Here is a 19038-nt window from a genome sequence, read left to right as displayed (position 1 = left end):
GCGCCTGCGGCACGAGAGCAATGCCGATCAAGCAAGGCGCGCGGCGACGACGCACCATCACCTCGCTTCGAACGAGAGCGTTAAACCCATGAACCCAGCCCAGCGCGCGCTCTGGTATATCGAGAGCCATCTGGCCGAGCCGATGACGCTCGACGAGATCGCTGCGATCTCGGGCGTGTCGCGGTTCCACATCGTGCGCGCGTTTGCCGCAGCTACCGGCTTGCCGGTGATCCGTTACGTGCGCGCAAGGCGGCTGAGCGAGGCGGCGCGCAGTCTTGCGAACGGCGCGCCGGACATCCTGTCGCTGGCGCTGGAGGCGGATTACGGCTCGCACGAAGCGTTCACCCGCGCGTTCCGCGACCAGTTCGGCACCACGCCGGAAGCGGTCCGGGCCGCGACATGCACCGGCCACCTCAAGCTACAGGAGCCGATCCTCATGGACTCCACCATGATCGACAACCTCAAAGCCCCGCGCTTCGAAACCGCGAAAGCCTTCCTCGTCGCCGGCATCATTGAGCGCATCTCCTGCGACAACGGCGCAGCCATTCCCGGGCTGTGGCAGCGTTTCCATCAGGAGGTCGCGGGCATTCCCGCACGCATTGGTAACGTCGCCTATGGCGTCTGCTGCAACGGCGACGATGCCGGCAATTTCGACTACATCGCCGGCGTCGAGGTCGCCGATTTCTCGGACCTCGCTCGCCGCTTCGGTCGCATCCGCATTCCCGAACAGCGCTATGCGGTGTTCACGCATTCGGACCACGTCGCCTCGATCCGCCGCACCGTCAACACGATCTGGAATCAATGGCTGCCGGCCTCCGGCCTGAAGGCCGCGGACGCGCCGAACTTCGAGCGCTATGACGAGACATTCGATCCGGTGACTGGCAATGGCGGCTTCGAGATCTGGGTGCCGGTGAAGGAGTAAGCATGATCCGGAAAAGTGCGAAGCGGTTTTCCGACAAGATCATGCTCAAACAATAACGCAAGGCGCGACGACCCTCATCGCGCTTTGCAGCGCAACGCTGGCATACCATCCCGCTTGCTTGGCAAGCCCCGGTGACTTTGTCATAACCACAGGCAAATCTTGCGTGTGGGGCCCGTGCCGGACATCCCGTGCAAGCCATAACAAGCAGCCGGGAGGGTCTCACATGTCCAACGTCCGCATTCTTGCCACCGACCTCGAGTTTCCCGAAGGGCCGGTCGTGATGCCGGACGGCTCGGTCGTGCTGGTGGAGATCCGCGGCCAGCGATTGACCCGCGTTTATCCCGACGGGCGGAAGGAGATCGTCGCCAAGGTGCCGGGAGGCCCGAACGGTGCGGCGCTGGGCCCCGACGGCAAGATCTACATCTGCAACAATGGCGGCTTCTCCTGGATCCCGACCGGCCAGATGATCATGCCGGGCCCGCAGCCTGACGATTATCTCGGCGGCTCGATCCAGCGCATCGACCTGCAATCGGGCAAGGTCGAGACCGTCGTGACCACATGCGGCGGGCATGACCTGCGCGGGCCGAACGATCTAGTCTTCGACAAGCATGGCGGCCTGTGGTTCTCCGATCTCGGCAAGCGCCGCCCCCGCGAGATGGATGTCGGCGGCATGTACTATCTCAAGCCCGGTATGACCGAGATCGTCGAGGTCGTGCATGGCGTGCTGCCGGCGAACGGCATTGGCCTGTCGCCGGACGAAAACACCGTCTACATCGCGGAGACGCCGACCGGCCGGCTCTGGGCCTATGAGCTCTCCGCGCCGGGCACGCTGAAGCCGCGCGAGGTGATCTATCGCGGCGAGCGGGGCAAGCCGATCTGCGGCCTTGGCGGCTACCAGATGTTCGACTCGCTCGCGGTCGAAGCCAACGGCAATGTCTGCGTCGCCACCCTCGTGTCCGGCTGCATCTCGGTGATCGCGCCCGACGGCACCCTGGTCGAGCAGGTCCCGACCGGCGACCGCGTCACCACCAACATCGCCTTCGGCGGCCCCGAGCTGAAGACCGCCTACATCACGCTGTCGGGCAAGGGCGAGCTGATCGCGATGGACTGGCCGCGCAGCGGTTTGCCGCTCAATTTCCTAAACAAGTAAACGGTGCTAGTGACCGTCATTGCGAGCGAAGCGAAGCAATCCAGGAATGCCTCCGCGGTGACAGTCTGGATTGCTTCGTCGCTTCGCGCCTCGCAATGACAAAAGAGAGAGTCTCAAATGCCCTGGCCTGATCCCATCACCCTGCGTGGACAGCACGCCCGTCTCGAGCCGCTGTCGCATCAGCATCGCGAGGGGCTGACGGAGGCCGTGAAGGACGGCGAGCTGTCAAAGCTCTGGTACACGGCGATCCCGCTGCCGGAAAACATGGGCAAGGAGATCGACCGCCGCCTTGGCTTGCAGGCTGCCGGCTCGATGCTGCCGTTCACGGTGTTCGATGCCGGCGGCACGATCGTCGGCATGACCACCTACATGAACATCGATGCCACCAACCGCCGCGTCGAGATCGGTTCGACCTGGTACGGCAAGGGTGCGCAGCGCGGGCCGCTCAACACCCAGTGCAAGCTGTTGCTGCTCCGGCACGCCTTCGAAACGCTGAACTGCATCGCGGTCGAATTCCGCACGCATTTCTTCAATCACCAGAGCCGCCGCGCCATCGAGCGCCTCGGCGCCAAGCAGGACGGCATCCTGCGCAGCCACCAGGTCACGCCGAACGGCACGTTGCGCGACACCGTGGTTTACAGCATCACCGCTGCCGAATGGCCGACGGTGCAGACGCATCTCGAATATCAACTCAACGACAAGCCGCGTTAAAGGCGGCCGAGGCACCATGGACAGATTTGATTATGTGATCATCGGCGCAGGCTCCGCCGGTTGCATCCTCACCAGCCGGCTGAGCGAAGATCCCAACACCAGCGTCTGCGTGCTCGAGGCGGGGCCCAGCGACTGGCATCCCTACATCCATCTGCCGGCGGGTTTCATCAAGACCTTCCACATGAAGAGCATCAACTGGGCCTACCAGCAGGAGGTGGGACCTTACACCGGCGGGCGCAGCATCTACGCGCCGCGCGGCAAGACGCTCGGCGGCTCGTCCTCGATCAACGGCCACATCTACAACCGCGGCCAGCGGATGGATTTCGACACCTGGGCGCAGATGGGCAATCGCGGCTGGGGTTATGCCGACGTGCTGCCCTATTTCAAGCGGCTGGAGAAGCGGGTCGGGGAGGGCGACAATACGTTTCGCGGGCGCGACGGCAAGCTCACGGTCACGACGATGGAGTGGCGCGATCCGCTGTGCGAAGCCTTTATGGAAGGCGCGGTGTCACTCGGCATTCCGCGTAATCCCGATTACAACGGCGCCAAGCAAGAGGGCGTCTCTTACTGCCAGCGCACCATCGACAAGGGCCTGCGCGTCTCCGGCTCGACCGCGTTCCTCAAGCCCGCGATGAAGCGGCCCAACGTGCATGTGCACACCCATGCGCACGCGACCGAGATCATCTTCGAGGGCAAGCGCGCCGTCGGCGTGCGCTACATGAAGGGCGGCCGTGGCGGCACGCCTGTGGAAGTGCGCGCCAACAAGGAAGTCATCCTGTCCGGCGGCACCTATAACTCGCCGCAGCTGCTTCAGCTCTCCGGCATCGGCTCGCCCGATCTGCTCAACGCCCACGGCATCCGGGTGCGTCATGCGCTGCCGGTCGGCGAGGGGCTTCAGGACCACTACGCCCCCCGCACGGTGGCGCGCGTAAAAGACATCAAGACCATCAACGAGCTTCGTCGCGGTTTCTCGCTGTGGATCGAGGCGCTGAAATGGGCGACCGCGCGCAAAGGCCTGCTGTCGCTGTCGCCGACCATGGTCTATTGCTTCTGGCACTCCGGCGAGAGCGCCGACTCGTCCGACTTGCAACTCACCTTCACGCCGGCGTCCTACAAGGAGGGCGTGCAGGGCCAGCTTGAGGACGAGCCCGGCATGACGGTGGCCTCCTGGCAGCAGCGTCCCGAGAGCCGCGGCTATGTCCGCATCCGCTCGTCTGATCCGTTCGCCCCGCCGATCATCCAGACCAATTATCTCGACGCCGAGCTCGACCGCCGCGTCATCGTCGGCGGCATGAAGCTCGCGCGGCGCCTTTTGAAGTCCGCGCCGCTCTCGCCCTATTACGCCTACGAGGATTTCCCGGGCCCCAACATCAACACCGACGACGAATTCCTGGCGGCAGCCACCGAACGCGGCACCACCACCTTCCACCCCGGCTGCACCTGCCGCATGGGCCCGGCGGACTCTACGTGGGCGGTGGTCGACGACCAACTCCGGGTCCATGGGCTGGAGGGTCTGCGCGTCATCGACGCCTCGGTGATGCCGCGCATGATCTCGGCGAATTTGAATGCGTCGACGATGATGATCGCCGACCGCGCCTCCGACCTGATCCGTGGCAAGGCGCCAATGGAAGCCGCAAGGATTCCGGACGCCGCGGTGACGTAAAGATACGGTCTCGTGCCCCGGACGCAGCGCAGCGCCCTTGCGGTGCGCTGCAGAGCCGGGGCCCATCTCGCCGCGATTTCCGCGCGACTTCTGGGTCCCGGTTCTGCGCAGCAGCGTTGCACGCTGCAGCGCGTCCGGGACACGAGAGTGTGCCGGCACATTGTCCCGTCGGGCAACACACCCGCCACCCCGTCAATCCCTCCGCGCAAAAATATTCCACTTTACCGAAATTCGGAATTGCGGCATAAGTCGAGACAGCCCGGCCCGACGAAGAGGGCGGTTCGCGAGTCGTTCGAAGCGCGGGCCGGGTTGCGGTGGATGCGGCAGCGTCGGCACGACAGGTGCGGGCAGGGCGGGTAGTCCCTGTGAGTCCGCGGCCACGTGTGGACGAACGGCGCTGAGCGCGTACGGCAAAACCGTGTGGTCCTGGCCGTCGTTGCTACGGTCAAGCCCCTCGGAGGTGCGAGCGAGCCGAACCGGGCAGACTGCATCATCCAATTCGCGGGGTGAGGGAGGCCAGAGCGAACTCGGCTCCCGGGAGAGCACGGCATAAGCCGTCCGACCACTGCGCAGGGAAGGCCGTGTGTTTGGCCCACCTGTATGCCGCTGTGCAGTCTTTTTGCGCTATTTGCGCACAGCGGACCGTGGGTGCCAGCCGGCACCCGGCCTTCCCTGCGCCCTCTTTCCTTGAGGGCGATAGAGAGAGCAAAGCTCGGGCGAAATGCGCCGCGAGGATGCGAAGGTGCGTCTGCGATTGAGATGCTGGTTGGAGAAGGCGATGCCGCACCTTGCTCCGCCATTGCGAGCGCAGCGAAGCAATCCAGAGTCTTTCCGCGGAGGGATTCTGGATTGCTTCGCTGCGCTCGCAATGACGATGTTGAAGCAGCGCGCGTCAACCCATCACCGTCACCCTGAGGTGGCCGCTTCTTCAGCGGCCCTCGAAGGGCGACGGCCCGGCTGCATCTCGGCCGTTCATCCTTCGAGGCTCCCGGCGCGATGCTGTGCATCGCGCCACTCGCACCTCAGGATGACGGGACTGGCAGCGAACCTACACTTCCCGTCTGCTCAAAAACGCCAGCCGCTCGAACAGATGCACGTCCTGTTCGTTCTTAAGCAGCGCGCCGTGCAGCGGCGGGATCAGTTTGCGCGGGTCGCGTTCGCGCAATTGCTCGACGCTCATGTCTTCGTTGAGCAGCAGCTTGAGCCAGTCCAGAAGCTCCGACGTCGACGGCTTCTTCTTCAACCCCGGCACCTCGCGCACCTCGAAGAAGATGCGCAGCGCTTCCTCGACCAGGCGCTTCTTGATGTCAGGGAAGTGCACGTCGACGATGCGGCCCATCGTGTCGGCATCGGGGAACTTGATGTAGTGGAAGAAGCAGCGGCGGAGAAAAGCGTCCGGCAGCTCCTTCTCGTTGTTGGAGGTGATCATCATGATCGGGCGCTGCTTGGCCTTGATGGTCTCGCCGGTCTCGTAGACATGGAATTCCATGCGGTCGAGCTCGAGCAGCAGATCGTTCGGGAATTCGATGTCGGCCTTGTCGATCTCGTCGATCAGCAACACCGGGCGCTGCTCGGCGGTGAAGGCCTCCCACAGCTTGCCGCGTTTGATGTAATTCTTGATGTCGGACACGCGGGCATCGCCGAGCTGGCTGTCGCGCAGGCGCGACACCGCGTCGTATTCGTAGAGGCCCTGCTGCGCCTTGGTGGTGGACTTGATGTGCCAGGTCAGAAGCGGCGCGTTCAGCGCCTTCGCCACTTCCTCGGCCAGCACGGTCTTGCCGGTGCCGGGCTCGCCCTTGATGAGGAGCGGGCGCTCCAGCACGATCGAGGCATTGACGGCGACCTTGAGATCGTCGGTCGCAACATAGTCCTTGGTGCCGGTAAATTTCATTGCGCGTCCTTGTTGGTCGTCGTCCGAAGCGGTCCTCGGTCGCGACATGGGAACGGCCGCTCATGGCGGCCGTTCCTGGTTCGGTCAGGCTTTCAGACCCGTTTTATCAGCGAAAGGATGACGAGCACAATCACCGCGCCGATGGTGGCGTCCACGATGGCGCCGACCGTGCCGGTGGCGAGTTCAATGTGCAGCTGGGGTAACACCCAGCTCGCGACCAGCGCGCCGATGATGCCGACAACCATGTTGCCGATCAGCCCAAATCCCGCCCCGTGGACAATCTTGCCGGCAAGCCAGCCGGCGATCGCGCCGATGATGAGCGCCGCGAGTATTCCCATTGCAAACGTCCCCAAAACAACCTTGAGGCCGCCAATTCTAGAGCAAAAAGCCTCCCGGTCCAGCGCAGAGCAGCCGCCTCCGCCCCTTGACGTTCGTCCCCCGACGGGCAATCTGTCACCCATGTTCCTGCAATTCTTTACGTCTCTGCGCGATGCGCAGGTCCCCGTGACGCTGCGCGAATACCTCACGCTGGTGGAGGCGCTCGACGCTGATCTGGCGGACTACTCGGTCGAGAATTTCTACTATCTGTCGCGCACCGCACTGGTGAAGGACGAGCGCAACCTCGACAAGTTCGACCGCGTCTTCGGCACCGTGTTCAAGGGGCTGGAGAGCCTGCTCGACGCCCTGGAGGGGGCCGAGATCCCCGAGGAGTGGCTGAAGAAGCTCGCCGAAAAATATCTGACGGACGAAGAGAAGAAGCAGATCGAGGCCATGGGCTGGGACAAGCTCATGGAGACCTTGAAGAAGCGCCTCGAGGAGCAGAAGGGCCGGCACCAGGGCGGCTCGAAGTGGATCGGCACGGCAGGCACCTCGCCGTTCGGCGCCCACGGCTACAATCCCGAAGGCGTCCGCATCGGCCAGGAGAAGAACCGCAACAACCGCGCCGTGAAGGTGTGGGACAAGCGCGAGTTCAAGGATCTCGACGGCAATGTCGAACTCGGCATCCGCAACATCAAGGTGGCGCTGCGCCGCCTGCGCAAATTCGCGCGCACCGGCGCGCCGGACGAGCTCGATCTCGACACCACCATCCGCGAGACCGCCAATCACGGCTATCTCGACGTGCACATGCGCCCCGAGCGGCGAAATGCGGTGAAGCTTTTGGTGTTCTTCGACATCGGCGGCTCGATGGACGCGCATATCGAGCAGGTCGAGGAGTTGTTCTCGGCGGCGAAGAGCGAGTTCAAGCACATGGAGTATTTCTACTTCCACAATTGCCTCTATGAAGGCGTGTGGAAGCAGAACAAGCGCCGCTTCACCGACCGCACCCCGACCTGGGACGTGCTGCACAAATACCCGCACGACTACAAGATCGTGTTCGTCGGCGACGCCTCGATGTCGCCTTACGAGATCATGGTGCCGGGCGGCTCGGTCGAGCATGTCAACGAGGAGCCGGGCTCGGTCTGGCTCGATCGCATCATCCGCACCTATCCGCATTCGGTGTGGCTGAACCCGGTCGCCCAGAAGCACTGGGACTATTCGGAATCGACCACCATCATCAAACGCATTTTTGCGAACCGCATGTACCCGATCACGATTGAAGGTCTGGAAGGTGCGATGAAGGAATTGACGCACTGACCCATGATGAGGCCGGGTCGATCGGCAACGGAAGTGAGCTCCCTCTCCCGCTTGCGGGGGAGGGCCGGGGAGGGGATCTCGCCACGGGCGACGCTCCCCAAGAGGAGAGAGCCCCCACCCGCGTCGCTTCGCGCCGCGACCTCCCCCGCAAGCGGGAGAGGTTAGACCGAGTGTGCGGCCGGTAGATGCCGTAATAACGGATACGAGTTAATCGAGGGAGAACCACATGCCCCAAAACATCACCCGCGGCATCAAAGCGCTGATCGACGAGGCCAGCGCCGAGATCGAGACGCTCAACGCCAAGGACGCGATCGAGATATCCAAGAACGGCGACGTCGTCATCGTCGATATCCGCGATCCCCGCGAGATCGAACGCGACGGCCGCATCCCCGGCGCCTTCGCCTGCACCCGCGGCATGCTCGAATTCTGGATCGATCCGCAGAGCCCCTACGCAAAGCCGATCTTCCAGGAAGACAAGAAGTTCGTGTTCCACTGCGCCGGCGGCCTGCGCTCCGCGCTCGCGGCCAAGACCGCGAAGGACATGGGCCTGAAGCCCGTCGCCCACATCGCCGGCGGCTACGCCGCCTGGCGCGATGCCGGTGGTCCGACTGAGCAATGGGAGCCGAAGAAGAAGGGGTGAGGTGGACAACGCCTGTCGCTCCAACCCATGCTGTCATTCCCCGCGAAAGCGGGGAATCCAGTACGCCGCAGCCCATCGGCTGAATCACAGCCGTCTCGGAGTACTGGATCGCCCGGTCAAGCCGGGCGATGACAGCGGAGTTTGACGCGCGCTACTTCAATCTCGCTCGCTTCACGCGTTCGGAATGACTGCAAGGAAATAAGCAATGACCACCGATCCCCTCGTCTCCACCGAATGGCTCGCCGCTCACATCAACGATTCCAACGTCAAAGTGCTCGACGCCAGCTTCAAGCTGCCGGGCGTGCTGCCGTTGCCGAAGGATGACTATCTCGCCGCGCATCTGCCCGGCGCCGTGTTCTTCGACGTCGATGCGGTGTCGGATCATTCCAACCCGTTGCCCCACATGTATCCGAGCGCCGAGCAATTCGGTCGCGACATCGGCAATCTCGGCATCTCCAATGCCGACACCGTCGTGCTCTACGATGCCGGCGGCTGGGTCGCAGCACCGCGTGCGTGGTGGATGTTCCTGGCCTTCGGCCACGCCAATGTGCGCATCCTCAATGGCGGTCTGAAGAAGTGGCGCGCTGAAGGACGCCCGGTCGAGAGCGGCGAAGCGAAGCCGAAGCCTGCGAGCTTCAAGGCGAGCTACGATGCAAAGCGCGTGCGCAGCATGCAGCAGCTCATCGCCAACGTCGAAAGCCGTGCCGAGCAGGTGATCGACGCGCGTGCCGCCGAGCGTTTCGAAGGCCGCGCGCCCGAGCCGCGGGCGGGCATCCGCTCCGGTCACATCCCCGGCGCCCGCAACGTGCCGTATAACCAGCTGTTCGATGCCGCGACCGGCACGATGAAGCCGCTCGAAGATCTCCGCGCCGCCTTCACTGGCGCAGGCGTCAAGCTCGATGCGCCGATCGTGACGAGCTGCGGCTCCGGCGTCTCAGCCGGCGTGCTGACGCTCGCGCTCTATCGCCTGGGGATTACCGACACCGCGCTCTATGACGGCTCATGGTCGGAATGGGGCCAGGAAAAAGGCCCGCCGATCGCAACCGGGCCGGCGTGAGGTCAGCGCGTGCGCGTGGCTGTCGCGGCGAGTGTGGGCTGCGGCTGCCCGAACGCATCGAGTTGCTGAACCGGCGGCGGCGGGCGCCGGACGATGCGACGACGCTTCTTCTGCTTGTTTGCGCGCGGCTTGGCCGTCGCGCTGTCGGCTTTGGTTTTCGCCGGCGCAAGCTCGTTCAGCGCAGCCATCCTGGCCGCTGCAATGTCGGTCACGCGTGATGCTGGCGCCACTGTCGCGGTTCGCGGCACTTCGGGCGCGGGCGTCTTCGTGGTGATGGAAGCCGTCGTGTCGGCGAGGGTGAGTGTGTCCGCGGGCGCGGGAGGCGCAGCCTCGCTCTTGGCCGGCTCGGGGACTGGCGTTTCGGCGACGGGCGGAGCCGCCTCCAGAACCGGCGCGATGGCGGCGACCTGAGGCTGGGCTTTAGCCTCGAGCGTCACCGCAGCCATCTGCTCGGGGCTTGTTTCGACCGCGGGCAGCCCGATGCTCGGGACCTGGTCCTGCATCGCAGGCGTCGCCTCGTTGGCGACGGGCTCCACGCGGAGTGCCGCGAGCACCGGCTGGGCCGGCTCGGACGCCTGCGTGAACACCTGCTCCTGCGGGCCGTTCCGCCAGGACGGGTTGCTGACATACTGCTCGTGGCTCGCCCGCAGCAGCGAGGCGGCCCCTAAGCCGAACACCAGGATGGAGGTAGACAGCAGGATCGCGGCAAGCAGGAAGCGAAAGCCGGGAAGCATTGACGGGTTGCGAATTTCCGCCCCGGCGGCGTGTGGCCAGGGCCCATGAGCCATCTGAACGCGGTGACGGTACTGCTTGCCGCGTTCGCCACGCGGGGATTCGAGCTTAAAGCGGTGGCGAATCAGGCTGATTCGACCATATCGCAACGCCTCCGCGCCGTTCCGTAAAAAACGGGGCGGGTGACTCCGGCAATCTACGGCGTGATGCGATTTCCGCCCCGTGATGCAACGGAGCAACTGTGTGCGATTGCATCACAAATTGCACAATCAGGCACAAATCAGCCTGCAATGTCTTGAATGTGCCGCTATCTTCGGTCATCTGGCCGTTAACGGTCCGGACGGGGCCCGGGGACTATACAAGAGCGATGATGATCAAACATTTTCTGACGATATGCGCTGCCGCAACAGTCGCTGCGGCGGGAACCTCGCTCGCACAAGCCCAGAGCTATCCGGTCCAGCAGGCGCCGAGCTACGGCGCGCCGGCCGAATATCGCCCCGGCGACCGCACGCCGAATTTCGACTCGCTGGACGACGAGGACGACGCGATGCCGCAGGCCTCGCTGCCGCCGCCCGGCCCGGATCCGCGCTATGGCCGCCCCGTTGGCCCGCCGGTCTATTCCGCTGCCCCGCCGCAGGGCCCGGTGATGTCGCCGGATGATCCCCGTTATGGCCGTCCCGCCGGCGCTCCGCCCGTCTATTCGGCTGCGCCGCCGCAGGGTCCCGTGATGTCGCCCGACGATCCCCGCTACGGCCGCCCTGCCGGCCCGCCCCCGGTGATCTATGGCGATCGTTCGGGCCAGCCGCCCGCCAATGACGGCATGCGTCCGCCGGAAGCCGTCGGTGGCCCGGCCGCGACTGGAGCGGTCCAGGCCGGACAGCCCCCTGTCGGTGCCGATGGCCGGCCGATGTCGGTCGCCTTGCTGCCGCCCGAGGAGCAGCCCGACGCTGCGCCTGCGCAGCTGCCGCCGAATCTGCGCCGCCAGGAAGTGTCGCTGGCGACCAAGGAGCCGGCTGGCACGATCATCGTCGATACCCCGAACACCTATCTCTATTACGTCCTCGGCAATGGCCGTGCGATCCGCTACGGCGTCCGCGTTGGCCGCGACGGTTTCACCTGGACCGGCGTTCAGAAGATCACCCGCAAGGCCGAGTGGCCGGATTGGCATCCGCCGACCGAGATGATCGAGCGCCAGCCCTATCTGCCGCGTTTCATGGCCGGTGGCCCCGGCAATCCGCTTGGCGCCCGCGCGATGTATCTCGGCTCGACCGTGTACCGCATCCACGGCACCAACCAGCCCTCGACGATCGGCAAGTTCGTCTCCTCCGGCTGCATCGGCATGCTGAACGACGATGTCTCCGATCTGTTCGAGCGCACCAAGGTTGGCACCCGCGTGGTGGTGATGCCGGGCGGTCAGGCGCCGGGGACGGCGACGGCCTCGGCTGCGCCCGCGCCTGGTGGGCCGGCTCCAATGTCCGCTCAGGCCGGCCCCGTTCCGGGCACGCAGCCGACGGTGGTGCCGCCGCTGCCCGCGCCGGTGACCGTGCGCTAGGCACTACGAAACAGTTCAGATTGCGAAGGGCGTGCCAACGGCACGCCCTTTTCGTTTCAGGCCAGCTTCCGCGGCAGCTCATTGCCCTTGGTGAAGGCGTCGATCGCCTCGACCATCTGTCCGTAATGGATGCGAAGACCGTCCTCCGTGGCGTAGCCGAGATGCGGCGTCAGCACGAGATTGTCGAGCTTGCGGAAGGGATGATCGACCGGCAGCGGCTCGACCGAGAACACGTCGATGCCGGCGCCGGCGATCTTCCGCTGCTGCAAGGCCTCGAGCAGCGCCGCCTCATCGACAATTGGCCCGCGCGCGGTGTTGACGAGGAAGGCCGTCGGCTTCATTCGCGCGAGATCGTCGCGCCCGACCAGTCCGCGGGAACGCTCGCTCAACACCACATGGATGGTGACGATATCGGCCTTGGCAAACATCTCTTCCTTGGTGGCGTAGCCGACACCGGCCGCCGCGCACTTCTCCGGCGTCAGGTTCGGGCTCCAGGCGATCACGTTCATGCCGAACGCCTTCGCAATGCCCGCCATCTTGCTCCCGAGCTTGCCGAGCCCGACGACGCCGAGCGTCATCCCCTCGATCTCGACGCCGGCAAAGGTCTGCCAGGGCTCGCCCGCGTGCATGCGGGCATTCTCGCGGCCGATGCCGCGGGTCAGTTCCAGGATCAGGCCCATGGTGAGGGGGGCGGTCGGATCGCGCGAATATTGCGTGCCGCCGAGGACGACACCTTTCGCCTTCGCGGCCTCCATGTCGATCGAGGCGTTGCGCATGCCGGAGGTCAGCAGCAGCTTCAGCTTCGGCAAGCTCTCGAACAGGCTCTTCGGGAACGCAGTGCGCTCACGCATCGCGCAGATGATGTCGAAATCCGCCAGTGCGCTGGCCGCGGCGGCTTCCGAGGCGAAGGGATGGCTGAACACGGTGACGTCGACGCGGTCGGACAGTTTCGGCCAGTCGGCGACGTCTTGGGCGAGGTTGAAATAGTCGTCGAGAATTGCACAGCGCAGCCGCGTCATCAGCGTTCATCCAGGGCCAGAGTGTACGGCGAGAGGTGACGGCGCGAGGCGGGGGCGCCATCGTCGGAACCGGGCCATGGTTGCGCGCAATCACGCTAGCGCGCAAGCAGTCTGGGTCTTCAAAAATCCGATAGGTGCAAGGGGCTCAGAGGTCGCGGGGCTTCAGCCGGACCGGCGCATTCATGCCGTGCTTGGCGCGCCAGGCGGGGCCGGGGCCGCGCATGTAGTGCAGCTCGGGCCGGTAGGGGTTGAAGGCGGTGGCGAAGAAGCGCTTCCAGAAGCCTTTGACCTCGGACGCGAGTCCGGCCGCGTTCCCGGCCTCGGCCGGAACGGGAAAGGAGTGAGTCTCGATCAGAGCCATGACGGGCCTCGCTGTGCTCCCGTTCATTCTGAGCGGGGACGCTTTTGTCAGCGCGAGACCGAGCTTTCGCCTGATTTATTAAAAGATAGTTTCAATTGTCCGGATCGGGGGTCCGGATGGTGTCTATCCAGTATTCATCCGTGGTGAACGGAGGGAAAACATTGCCCTTTGGGGGCGGGATCGCTACATCGGCGGCAAGCAAATTTCCTCAAATCGAAGGTATTCGGGACCCATGGCGCGCCAGTTCGTCTATTTCATGCAGGGCCTGACCAAGAGCTACCCGACCCGCAAGGTGCTCGATAACGTCCATCTGTCGTTCTACCCGGACGCCAAGATCGGCGTGCTCGGCGTCAACGGCTCGGGCAAATCGACGCTGCTCAAGATCATGGCCGGCCTCGACAAGGAGTATAACGGCGAGGCGTGGGTCGCCCAGGGCGCCCGTGTCGGTTATCTCGAGCAGGAACCGCATCTCGATGCGACGCTCTCCGTGCGAGAGAACGTCATGCTGGGCGTCGCCAAGCAGAAGGCCATCCTCGATCGCTACAACGAATTGGCGATGAACTATTCCGAGGAGACCGCCGACGAGATGACCAAGCTGCAGGACGAGATCGAGGCCCAGGGCCTCTGGGATCTCGACAGCAAGGTCGACCAGGCCATGGACGCGCTGCGCTGCCCGCCCGACGATGCCGACGTGACGAAACTCTCCGGCGGTGAGCGCCGCCGCGTCGCGCTGTGCAAGCTGCTGCTCGACCAGCCTGACTTGTTACTGCTCGACGAACCGACCAACCATCTCGACGCCGAGTCGGTGTCATGGCTGGAAGGTCATCTGCGCAGCTACCCCGGCGCGATCCTGATCGTGACCCACGACCGCTACTTCCTCGACAACGTCACGAGCTGGATCCTCGAGCTCGACCGCGGCAAGGGCATTCCCTACGAGGGCAACTATTCGTCCTGGCTGGTGCAGAAGCAGAAGCGGCTGGAGCAGGAAGGCCGCGAGGACGCCGCGCACCAGAAGACGATTGCCCGCGAGCAGGAATGGGTCGCGTCCTCGCCGAAGGCACGCCAGGCCAAGTCCAAGGCGCGCTATCAGCGCTACGAGGATCTGCTCAAGCAGGCGAGCGACAAGCAGAGCCAGACCGCGCAGATCATCATCCCCGTCGCCGAGCGGCTCGGTGCCAACGTGGTCGATTTCGAGGGGCTCAGCAAAGGCTATGGCGACCGTCTCCTGATCGAGGATCTCACCTTCAAGCTGCCGCCCGGCGGCATCGTAGGCGTGATCGGCGCCAACGGCGCCGGCAAGACTACGCTGTTCAAGATGATCACGAAGCAGGAGCAGCCCGATAAAGGCACGATCACGGTCGGCGAGACCGTGCATCTCGGCTATGTCGACCAGTCGCGTGATGCGCTCGACGGCAACAAGAACGTGTGGGAGGAGATCTCCGGCGGCAACGAGCTGATCCTGCTCGGCAAGAAGGAAGTCAACTCGCGCGGCTATTGCTCGTCGTTCAACTTCAAGGGCGCCGACCAGCAGAAGAAGGTCGGTGCGCTCTCGGGCGGTGAACGCAACCGCGTGCATCTGGCAAAAATGCTGAAGTCCGGCGCCAATGTGCTGCTGCTCGACGAACCGACCAACGATCTCGACGTCGACACGCTGCGCGCGCTGGAAGAGGCTTTGGAAGACTTCGCCGGTTGCGCCGTCATCATCAGCCATGATCGCTGGTTCCTCGACCGCATCGCGACCCACATCCTGGCCTTCGAAGGCGACAGCCACGTCGAATGGTTCGAAGGCAACTTCCAGGACTATGAGAAGGACAAGATGCGCCGGCTCGGCCAGGACAGCATCATTCCGCATCGCGTGAAGTACAAGAAGCTGACGCGGTGATGTCGGCATGATGCGGCGGGCGCTCATCGCTGCGGTGATCGTCGTCACCTGCGGTTGGTCGCCCGCCCGCGCCGCCGACGCCGCTTTCACGCAGTTCATCGCCTCGCTCTGGCCGGAGGCGCAGGCCGCAGGCGTCTCCCGCGCGACGTTCGAGCAACAGACGCGCGGGCTCGAGCCCGACTACAGGCTGCCTGATTTGATCCTGCCGGGACGGCCCGCGACCGGCGCGCCGTCACAAGCCGAGTTCGTGCAGGTGCCGGCGGACTACGTCAGGGATGCCTCGATCGCGCGGCTTGCGAGTGAGGGGCAGCGGCTGCTGCAAAAATACAATTCCGCACTGACTGAGATCGAGAAGAAGTCCGGCGTGCCGGCGACCGTGATGCTCGCGATCTGGGGACGCGAGACCGACTATGGCCGCTACACGCTGCCCTACGATCTCGTGCGCGTGCTGGCGACGCAGGCCTATGTCGGACGCCGCAAGGACACCTATCGCAACGAGTTCATTCTCTCGCTGAAGATCCTCGACGAGGGCGTGGTGACGCGCAAGGACATGCGCTCCTCCTGGGCGGGCGCCACCGGGCTGACGCAGTTCCTGCCCTCGGAATATTACAAGCACGGCGTCGACTTCGACGGTGACGGCCGCATCGACATCTGGCACTCGGTGCCGGATGCCCTGGCGTCGGCCGCGCAGCAACTCGTCAACAAGGGGTGGCAGAGCGGTGTGCGCTGGGCCTACGAGGTGCAGGCGTCGGCGAAGGTCGATTGCACCACCGGCGTGCCCGAGGTGACGAAGCCGATCGGCCAATGGCTGCGCGAAGGCTTTGTGCCGGTGCGTGGGCAAAAGCTGAGCGCTGCCGAGCAGGCGCAGCCGGCATCGCTGCTACAGCCAGAGGGCACCTACGGTCCGTCATTCCTGACCACGAAGAATTACTTCGTCATCAAGGAATACAATTTCTCCGACCTCTATGTGCTGTTCGTCGGCCATCTCAGCGACCGCATGACGAGCCCGCTGCCGTTCGCGACACCGTGGTCGGCCTCCAAGCAAATGCGCACCAAGGACGTTGAGACGATGCAGCGCGGGCTGACGCGCGCCGGGCTCTACAAGGACAAGATCGACGGCAAGGCCGGCATGCAGACGCGCGCGGCACTCGGCGCCTATCAGAAGTCGGCAGGCCTCAAGGTCGATTGCTGGCCGAACGAAGAGGTGCTGCGCTCGATCCAGGCGGCGCGGTAGCGCGGCAAATAAAAAAGCCCGGCCGAGAGGCTCGGCCGGGCTTCGATCGCGGCGCGTATGCGCCGTGCGATCAGATCAGTAGCAAACGCGAACCGGGCGGACGACCCAGCCGTAACCGTCCCAATAGCGCTGACGCTGCCAGTAGCAGGGCGGGGGCGGCGGGCCGGGCTCGGCCACGTACACCGGGCCACCATAGGCCGGACGGCTCGACGCGATGGCACCACCGACGATGGCGCCGCCGAGGAGGCCGGCTGCAATGCCGACGCCGACGCCGTCATGGGCCTGGGCGGACGGCGTAGCGGTCACCAGCGAACCGGCGATCGTCGCAACCGTGAGGGCGGCAACAATAGTCTTCTTCATACTCTTGGCTCTCCTGAGAGATGGACGCACCTTGTTAGGAGCGTCCGGGGTTCAAAGGTTCCGCAGACTTTGATGGAATTGGCCTTGCAGCTAGGAAGCGCGCAAATGGTCAATCCGCGGTAAACGCACGCGGAGATGTGACGAGAAAAAGCGGTCTTTTTCAGGCCCCAAAATGAACAGCGCATCCGTAGTGAACCGGCCCAACTGAATCGCTTCAAGCGAACCGGTCTAACGCGCCTCAGCCACAGACTCTGACGCGGCGGACGCGCCAGGCGTAGCCGTCCCAAAAGCGCTGCTTCTGCCAGACGCAGCCATCGCCATAATAGTCGTCGGCGACGTAGCCCGGTCCCGGCGCGTAGTAGCGGGGCGGGTAGTAACCGGGGCCATAGCCCGGACCGGGTCCGTAATAATACGGAGAAGCCAGCGCGCCGCCGACAATGGCGCCGCCGATGATCCCGGCCGCAACGCCTGCGGCGACACCGCGCTGGGCATGAGCGGGTGTCCCGGCCGTCAGGGCCAGGATAGTGATGGCGGCAATTGCCAGGAGCGACTTCTTCATTGGCTGGACCTTTCGCACAAGCACGCGGGAACTCTTTGGGGAGCAGAGTTCCACACTTCGTTTGAATGATCAATGAACGGCACCTTTGCCCGGCTCGACCAATTGGTATGGACCGGAGCTCCGCCAGGGAGGCGATGATGGGCAATGCGCTGGTAAATGCACTGATCGCGGCCGGGATCGTCTTCGCGATCGGCTATGGCTGGATCACCCACCTCCAGAACCGCGGCCGGCGTTCGCGCGCAGGGGCCGGCAGTGACGGCGGCGACAGCTATTCAGGAGCGAATGACGGCTTCCTGGGAAGCTGGTTTTCCAGCGACAGCTCGGCAAGCTCGAGCGACGGCGGCAGTTGTTCCAGCAGCGATGGCGGCAGCAGCGGCGGGGATTGCGGGGGCGGCGCCGATGGCGGAGGAGGCGGTGGCGGTGACTAGATCCGGCCCATTCTTGATCCAGCGCAACGTCTTGATTTAGAGCCGTTCTAGGCTGTTTTCCGGCCAGTTTGGAATAGCTTCAAATACCGCTTTTTCCCTTTGCATCCGGACGGCCCGTTAAATATCGATGATGGCGCATCACCGAAGGGCCTACCGCTTCCATGATCGTTTGTTCCTGTAACGTGCTGAGCGATGACGACATCCGCGCCGCCGTCGCCGAGTCCGACGACGCCGTGCGCCACGCCAAGCAGGTCTATGGATGCCTCGGCTGTAGCGCCGAATGCGGCCGCTGCGCCCGCACCATCAAGACCATCATCGATGAAGCGCTTGGTCCGTGTGCCGCGTCTTGCTGCTCCGGTTGCCCGCACAGCCACACTGTGGCCGCCAATGATGAGACGGCCGAGCCCGCCCAGTTCGCCCTCGCCGCCTGCTGAAACTTTCCACATCGTAGGCTGAGCTTTTCCCCGGCTGCGCTCCCGTAGCCGGTTGCCCTCGTGTTTAAACTGACTTAGAAACATTCTAAAGTCGGTTAGGGCCGATTTGGACGCAAGATTTGGAGTGCATCATGCAGGGCGACGCAAAAGTCATCGACTATCTCAACAAGGCGCTGCGCCACGAGCTGACTGCAATCAACCAGTACTGGCTGCACTACCGCTTCCTCGACAATTGGGGCCTGCGCGACATGGCCAAGGTCTGGCGCAAGGAGTCCATCGAGGAGATGGAGCACGCCGACAAGCTCACCGAGCGGATCCTGTTCTTCGACGGCTTCCCGAACATGCAGGTGCTCGATCCATTGCGCATCGGCCAGAACGTCAAGGAGATCATCGAGTGCGATCTCGCTGCCGAGATGAGCGCGCGGGCGCTCTACCAGGAGGCGGCCGGCTATTGCAACAGCGCCAAGGACTACGTCACGCGTGATCTGTTCGAGAAGCTGATGAGTGACGAAGAGCACCACATCGACTTCCTCGAAACCCAGCTCGATTTGATCGGCCGCATCGGCCTCGAGCTCTACACCCAGAAGCACGTCGGCGGGCTCGAGGGCGAGGGGCACTAAGCTGCGGCTCCGCTCTCTCCCTTCGTCATGGCCGGGCTTGATGTTCAGACCGGGGACATAACTGACGGTTGTTCGGACACATCACTGACAGTTTGACCGCGGGTCAAGTCGATTGAGCCGACCTGCCAGCTGGCAAAGAAGACACCGTAACGGCCGTCGCGGTCGAGCGGCCTGACGGCCAGCTGCTC

At 64.3% G+C, this 19038-nt stretch carries 20 protein-coding genes and 1 pseudogene; 13 read left to right on the top strand and 8 right to left on the bottom strand.

The genetic code is table 11. The annotated features are described in order from the left end of the window. Positions 1 to 88 precede the first annotated feature (88 nt). The 4 genes from B5V03_RS04765 (at position 89) to B5V03_RS04750 (ending at position 4446) form a co-directional block, all read left to right on the top strand. A complete protein-coding gene (locus B5V03_RS04765) occupies positions 89 to 922 on the top strand; it encodes an AraC family transcriptional regulator (protein WP_129268125.1) in 834 nt (277 codons plus the stop codon). Positions 923 to 1145: 223 nt separating this feature from the next. Beyond that, positions 1146 to 2072, top strand: a complete 927-nt coding sequence (locus B5V03_RS04760) for an SMP-30/gluconolactonase/LRE family protein (protein ID WP_129268124.1) — start codon at positions 1146 to 1148, stop codon at positions 2070 to 2072. A gap of 117 nt (positions 2073 to 2189) precedes the next feature. Continuing rightward, positions 2190 to 2783: a GNAT family N-acetyltransferase gene (locus tag B5V03_RS04755; protein ID WP_129268123.1), complete on the top strand. Its 594-nt coding sequence runs from the start codon at positions 2190 to 2192 to the stop codon at positions 2781 to 2783. A gap of 16 nt (positions 2784 to 2799) precedes the next feature. After that, positions 2800 to 4446 (top strand): GMC family oxidoreductase, encoded by a 1647-nt coding sequence (locus tag B5V03_RS04750; RefSeq protein ID WP_129268122.1) that lies wholly within the window; start codon positions 2800 to 2802, stop codon positions 4444 to 4446. Positions 4447 to 5494: 1048 nt separating this feature from the next. On the opposite strand, the gene B5V03_RS04735 is transcribed toward B5V03_RS04750, so the two are convergent. Both B5V03_RS04735 and B5V03_RS04730 read right to left on the bottom strand, forming a co-directional pair. Next, positions 5495 to 6337, bottom strand: a complete 843-nt coding sequence (locus tag B5V03_RS04735; protein ID WP_129268121.1) for an AAA family ATPase — start codon at positions 6335 to 6337, stop codon at positions 5495 to 5497. Positions 6338 to 6429: 92 nt separating this feature from the next. Beyond that, positions 6430 to 6675 (bottom strand): GlsB/YeaQ/YmgE family stress response membrane protein, encoded by a 246-nt coding sequence (locus B5V03_RS04730; protein WP_129268120.1) that lies wholly within the window; start codon positions 6673 to 6675, stop codon positions 6430 to 6432. A 121-nt stretch (positions 6676 to 6796) separates the two neighbouring features. Between B5V03_RS04730 and B5V03_RS04725 the strand changes: the two genes are divergently transcribed. The 3 genes from B5V03_RS04725 to sseA all read left to right on the top strand — a co-directional run bounded on the left by B5V03_RS04725 (position 6797) and on the right by sseA (position 9669). Beyond that, positions 6797 to 7972, top strand: a complete 1176-nt coding sequence (locus B5V03_RS04725; RefSeq protein ID WP_129268119.1) for a vWA domain-containing protein — start codon at positions 6797 to 6799, stop codon at positions 7970 to 7972. 226 nt (positions 7973 to 8198) lie between these two features. Continuing rightward, positions 8199 to 8612 carry a rhodanese-like domain-containing protein gene (locus B5V03_RS04720; RefSeq protein WP_129268118.1) on the top strand — a complete coding sequence of 138 codons (414 nt, stop codon included), beginning with the start codon at positions 8199 to 8201 and terminating at the stop codon, positions 8610 to 8612. A 205-nt stretch (positions 8613 to 8817) separates the two neighbouring features. Next, positions 8818 to 9669, top strand: a complete 852-nt coding sequence (sseA, locus tag B5V03_RS04710) for a 3-mercaptopyruvate sulfurtransferase (protein ID WP_129268117.1) — start codon at positions 8818 to 8820, stop codon at positions 9667 to 9669. A 2-nt stretch (positions 9670 to 9671) separates the two neighbouring features. On the opposite strand, the gene B5V03_RS04705 is transcribed toward sseA, so the two are convergent. Continuing rightward, a complete protein-coding gene (locus B5V03_RS04705; protein WP_129268116.1) occupies positions 9672 to 10403 on the bottom strand; it encodes a hypothetical protein in 732 nt (243 codons plus the stop codon). A gap of 368 nt (positions 10404 to 10771) precedes the next feature. Here B5V03_RS04705 and B5V03_RS04700 point away from each other — a divergent pair, with 368 nt between their 5' ends. Beyond that, positions 10772 to 11953, top strand: a complete 1182-nt coding sequence (locus B5V03_RS04700) for a L,D-transpeptidase (protein ID WP_164987784.1) — start codon at positions 10772 to 10774, stop codon at positions 11951 to 11953. A gap of 56 nt (positions 11954 to 12009) precedes the next feature. Here the strand turns inward: B5V03_RS04700 and B5V03_RS04695 are convergent, their stop codons facing one another. Then, on the bottom strand, positions 12010 to 12972 hold the full coding sequence (locus B5V03_RS04695) for a D-2-hydroxyacid dehydrogenase family protein (protein ID WP_129268114.1): 963 nt from the start codon (positions 12970 to 12972) through the stop codon (positions 12010 to 12012). Between the two features lie 145 nt (positions 12973 to 13117). Continuing rightward, complete coding sequence (locus B5V03_RS04690) at positions 13118 to 13333, bottom strand: hypothetical protein (RefSeq protein ID WP_129268113.1); 216 nt, start codon at positions 13331 to 13333, stop codon at positions 13118 to 13120. A 232-nt stretch (positions 13334 to 13565) separates the two neighbouring features. On the opposite strand from B5V03_RS04690, the gene ettA reads away from it, so the two are divergent. Together ettA and B5V03_RS04680 are read left to right on the top strand one after the other, a co-directional pair. After that, positions 13566 to 15215, top strand: a complete 1650-nt coding sequence (gene ettA / locus B5V03_RS04685) for an energy-dependent translational throttle protein EttA (protein WP_129268112.1) — start codon at positions 13566 to 13568, stop codon at positions 15213 to 15215. 7 nt (positions 15216 to 15222) lie between these two features. Further along, positions 15223 to 16449, top strand: a complete 1227-nt coding sequence (locus B5V03_RS04680; RefSeq protein ID WP_129268111.1) for a lytic murein transglycosylase — start codon at positions 15223 to 15225, stop codon at positions 16447 to 16449. Positions 16450 to 16524: 75 nt separating this feature from the next. On the opposite strand, the gene B5V03_RS04675 is transcribed toward B5V03_RS04680, so the two are convergent. Both B5V03_RS04675 and B5V03_RS04670 read right to left on the bottom strand, forming a co-directional pair. Continuing rightward, positions 16525 to 16809, bottom strand: a complete 285-nt coding sequence (locus B5V03_RS04675; protein WP_129268110.1) for a hypothetical protein — start codon at positions 16807 to 16809, stop codon at positions 16525 to 16527. Between the two features lie 238 nt (positions 16810 to 17047). Further along, positions 17048 to 17368, bottom strand: a complete 321-nt coding sequence (locus B5V03_RS04670; RefSeq protein ID WP_164987783.1) for a hypothetical protein — start codon at positions 17366 to 17368, stop codon at positions 17048 to 17050. A 134-nt stretch (positions 17369 to 17502) separates the two neighbouring features. Here B5V03_RS04670 and B5V03_RS04665 point away from each other — a divergent pair, with 134 nt between their 5' ends. The 3 genes from B5V03_RS04665 (at position 17503) to bfr (ending at position 18850) form a co-directional block, all read left to right on the top strand. Beyond that, positions 17503 to 17796: a hypothetical protein gene (locus tag B5V03_RS04665; protein WP_129268249.1), complete on the top strand. Its 294-nt coding sequence runs from the start codon at positions 17503 to 17505 to the stop codon at positions 17794 to 17796. A gap of 161 nt (positions 17797 to 17957) precedes the next feature. Next, positions 17958 to 18230 carry a (2Fe-2S)-binding protein gene (locus tag B5V03_RS04660; RefSeq protein ID WP_129268108.1) on the top strand — a complete coding sequence of 91 codons (273 nt, stop codon included), beginning with the start codon at positions 17958 to 17960 and terminating at the stop codon, positions 18228 to 18230. A gap of 131 nt (positions 18231 to 18361) precedes the next feature. Continuing rightward, a complete protein-coding gene (gene bfr / locus B5V03_RS04655; RefSeq protein WP_092021671.1) occupies positions 18362 to 18850 on the top strand; it encodes a bacterioferritin in 489 nt (162 codons plus the stop codon). Positions 18851 to 18894: 44 nt separating this feature from the next. On the opposite strand, the pseudogene B5V03_RS42195 reads toward bfr, so the two are convergent. After that, positions 18895 to 19038 (bottom strand): annotated as a pseudogene (locus B5V03_RS42195) (IS481 family transposase); the annotation flags it as partial.

The organism is Bradyrhizobium betae (genome assembly GCF_004123905.1).
Lineage (GTDB): Bacteria > Pseudomonadota > Alphaproteobacteria > Rhizobiales > Xanthobacteraceae > Bradyrhizobium > Bradyrhizobium betae_A.
This window is presented reverse-complemented; position numbering and strand designations above follow the sequence as displayed.

Coding starts and splice junctions, on each gene's coding strand:
- B5V03_RS04765 (WP_129268125.1), top strand. CDS start 89: ATGAACCCAGCCCAGCGCGCGCTCTGGTATATCGAGAGCCATCTGGCC.
- B5V03_RS04760 (WP_129268124.1), top strand. CDS start 1,146: ATGTCCAACGTCCGCATTCTTGCCACCGACCTCGAGTTTCCCGAAGGG.
- B5V03_RS04755 (WP_129268123.1), top strand. CDS start 2,190: ATGCCCTGGCCTGATCCCATCACCCTGCGTGGACAGCACGCCCGTCTC.
- B5V03_RS04750 (WP_129268122.1), top strand. CDS start 2,800: ATGGACAGATTTGATTATGTGATCATCGGCGCAGGCTCCGCCGGTTGC.
- B5V03_RS04735 (WP_129268121.1), bottom strand. CDS start 6,337: ATGAAATTTACCGGCACCAAGGACTATGTTGCGACCGACGATCTCAAG.
- B5V03_RS04730 (WP_129268120.1), bottom strand. CDS start 6,675: ATGGGAATACTCGCGGCGCTCATCATCGGCGCGATCGCCGGCTGGCTT.
- B5V03_RS04725 (WP_129268119.1), top strand. CDS start 6,797: ATGTTCCTGCAATTCTTTACGTCTCTGCGCGATGCGCAGGTCCCCGTG.
- B5V03_RS04720 (WP_129268118.1), top strand. CDS start 8,199: ATGCCCCAAAACATCACCCGCGGCATCAAAGCGCTGATCGACGAGGCC.
- sseA (WP_129268117.1), top strand. CDS start 8,818: ATGACCACCGATCCCCTCGTCTCCACCGAATGGCTCGCCGCTCACATC.
- B5V03_RS04705 (WP_129268116.1), bottom strand. CDS start 10,403: ATGCTTCCCGGCTTTCGCTTCCTGCTTGCCGCGATCCTGCTGTCTACC.
- B5V03_RS04700 (WP_164987784.1), top strand. CDS start 10,772: ATGATCAAACATTTTCTGACGATATGCGCTGCCGCAACAGTCGCTGCG.
- B5V03_RS04695 (WP_129268114.1), bottom strand. CDS start 12,972: ATGACGCGGCTGCGCTGTGCAATTCTCGACGACTATTTCAACCTCGCC.
- B5V03_RS04690 (WP_129268113.1), bottom strand. CDS start 13,333: ATGGCTCTGATCGAGACTCACTCCTTTCCCGTTCCGGCCGAGGCCGGG.
- ettA (WP_129268112.1), top strand. CDS start 13,566: ATGGCGCGCCAGTTCGTCTATTTCATGCAGGGCCTGACCAAGAGCTAC.
- B5V03_RS04680 (WP_129268111.1), top strand. CDS start 15,223: ATGATGCGGCGGGCGCTCATCGCTGCGGTGATCGTCGTCACCTGCGGT.
- B5V03_RS04675 (WP_129268110.1), bottom strand. CDS start 16,809: ATGAAGAAGACTATTGTTGCCGCCCTCACGGTTGCGACGATCGCCGGT.
- B5V03_RS04670 (WP_164987783.1), bottom strand. CDS start 17,368: ATGAAGAAGTCGCTCCTGGCAATTGCCGCCATCACTATCCTGGCCCTG.
- B5V03_RS04665 (WP_129268249.1), top strand. CDS start 17,503: ATGATGGGCAATGCGCTGGTAAATGCACTGATCGCGGCCGGGATCGTC.
- B5V03_RS04660 (WP_129268108.1), top strand. CDS start 17,958: ATGATCGTTTGTTCCTGTAACGTGCTGAGCGATGACGACATCCGCGCC.
- bfr (WP_092021671.1), top strand. CDS start 18,362: ATGCAGGGCGACGCAAAAGTCATCGACTATCTCAACAAGGCGCTGCGC.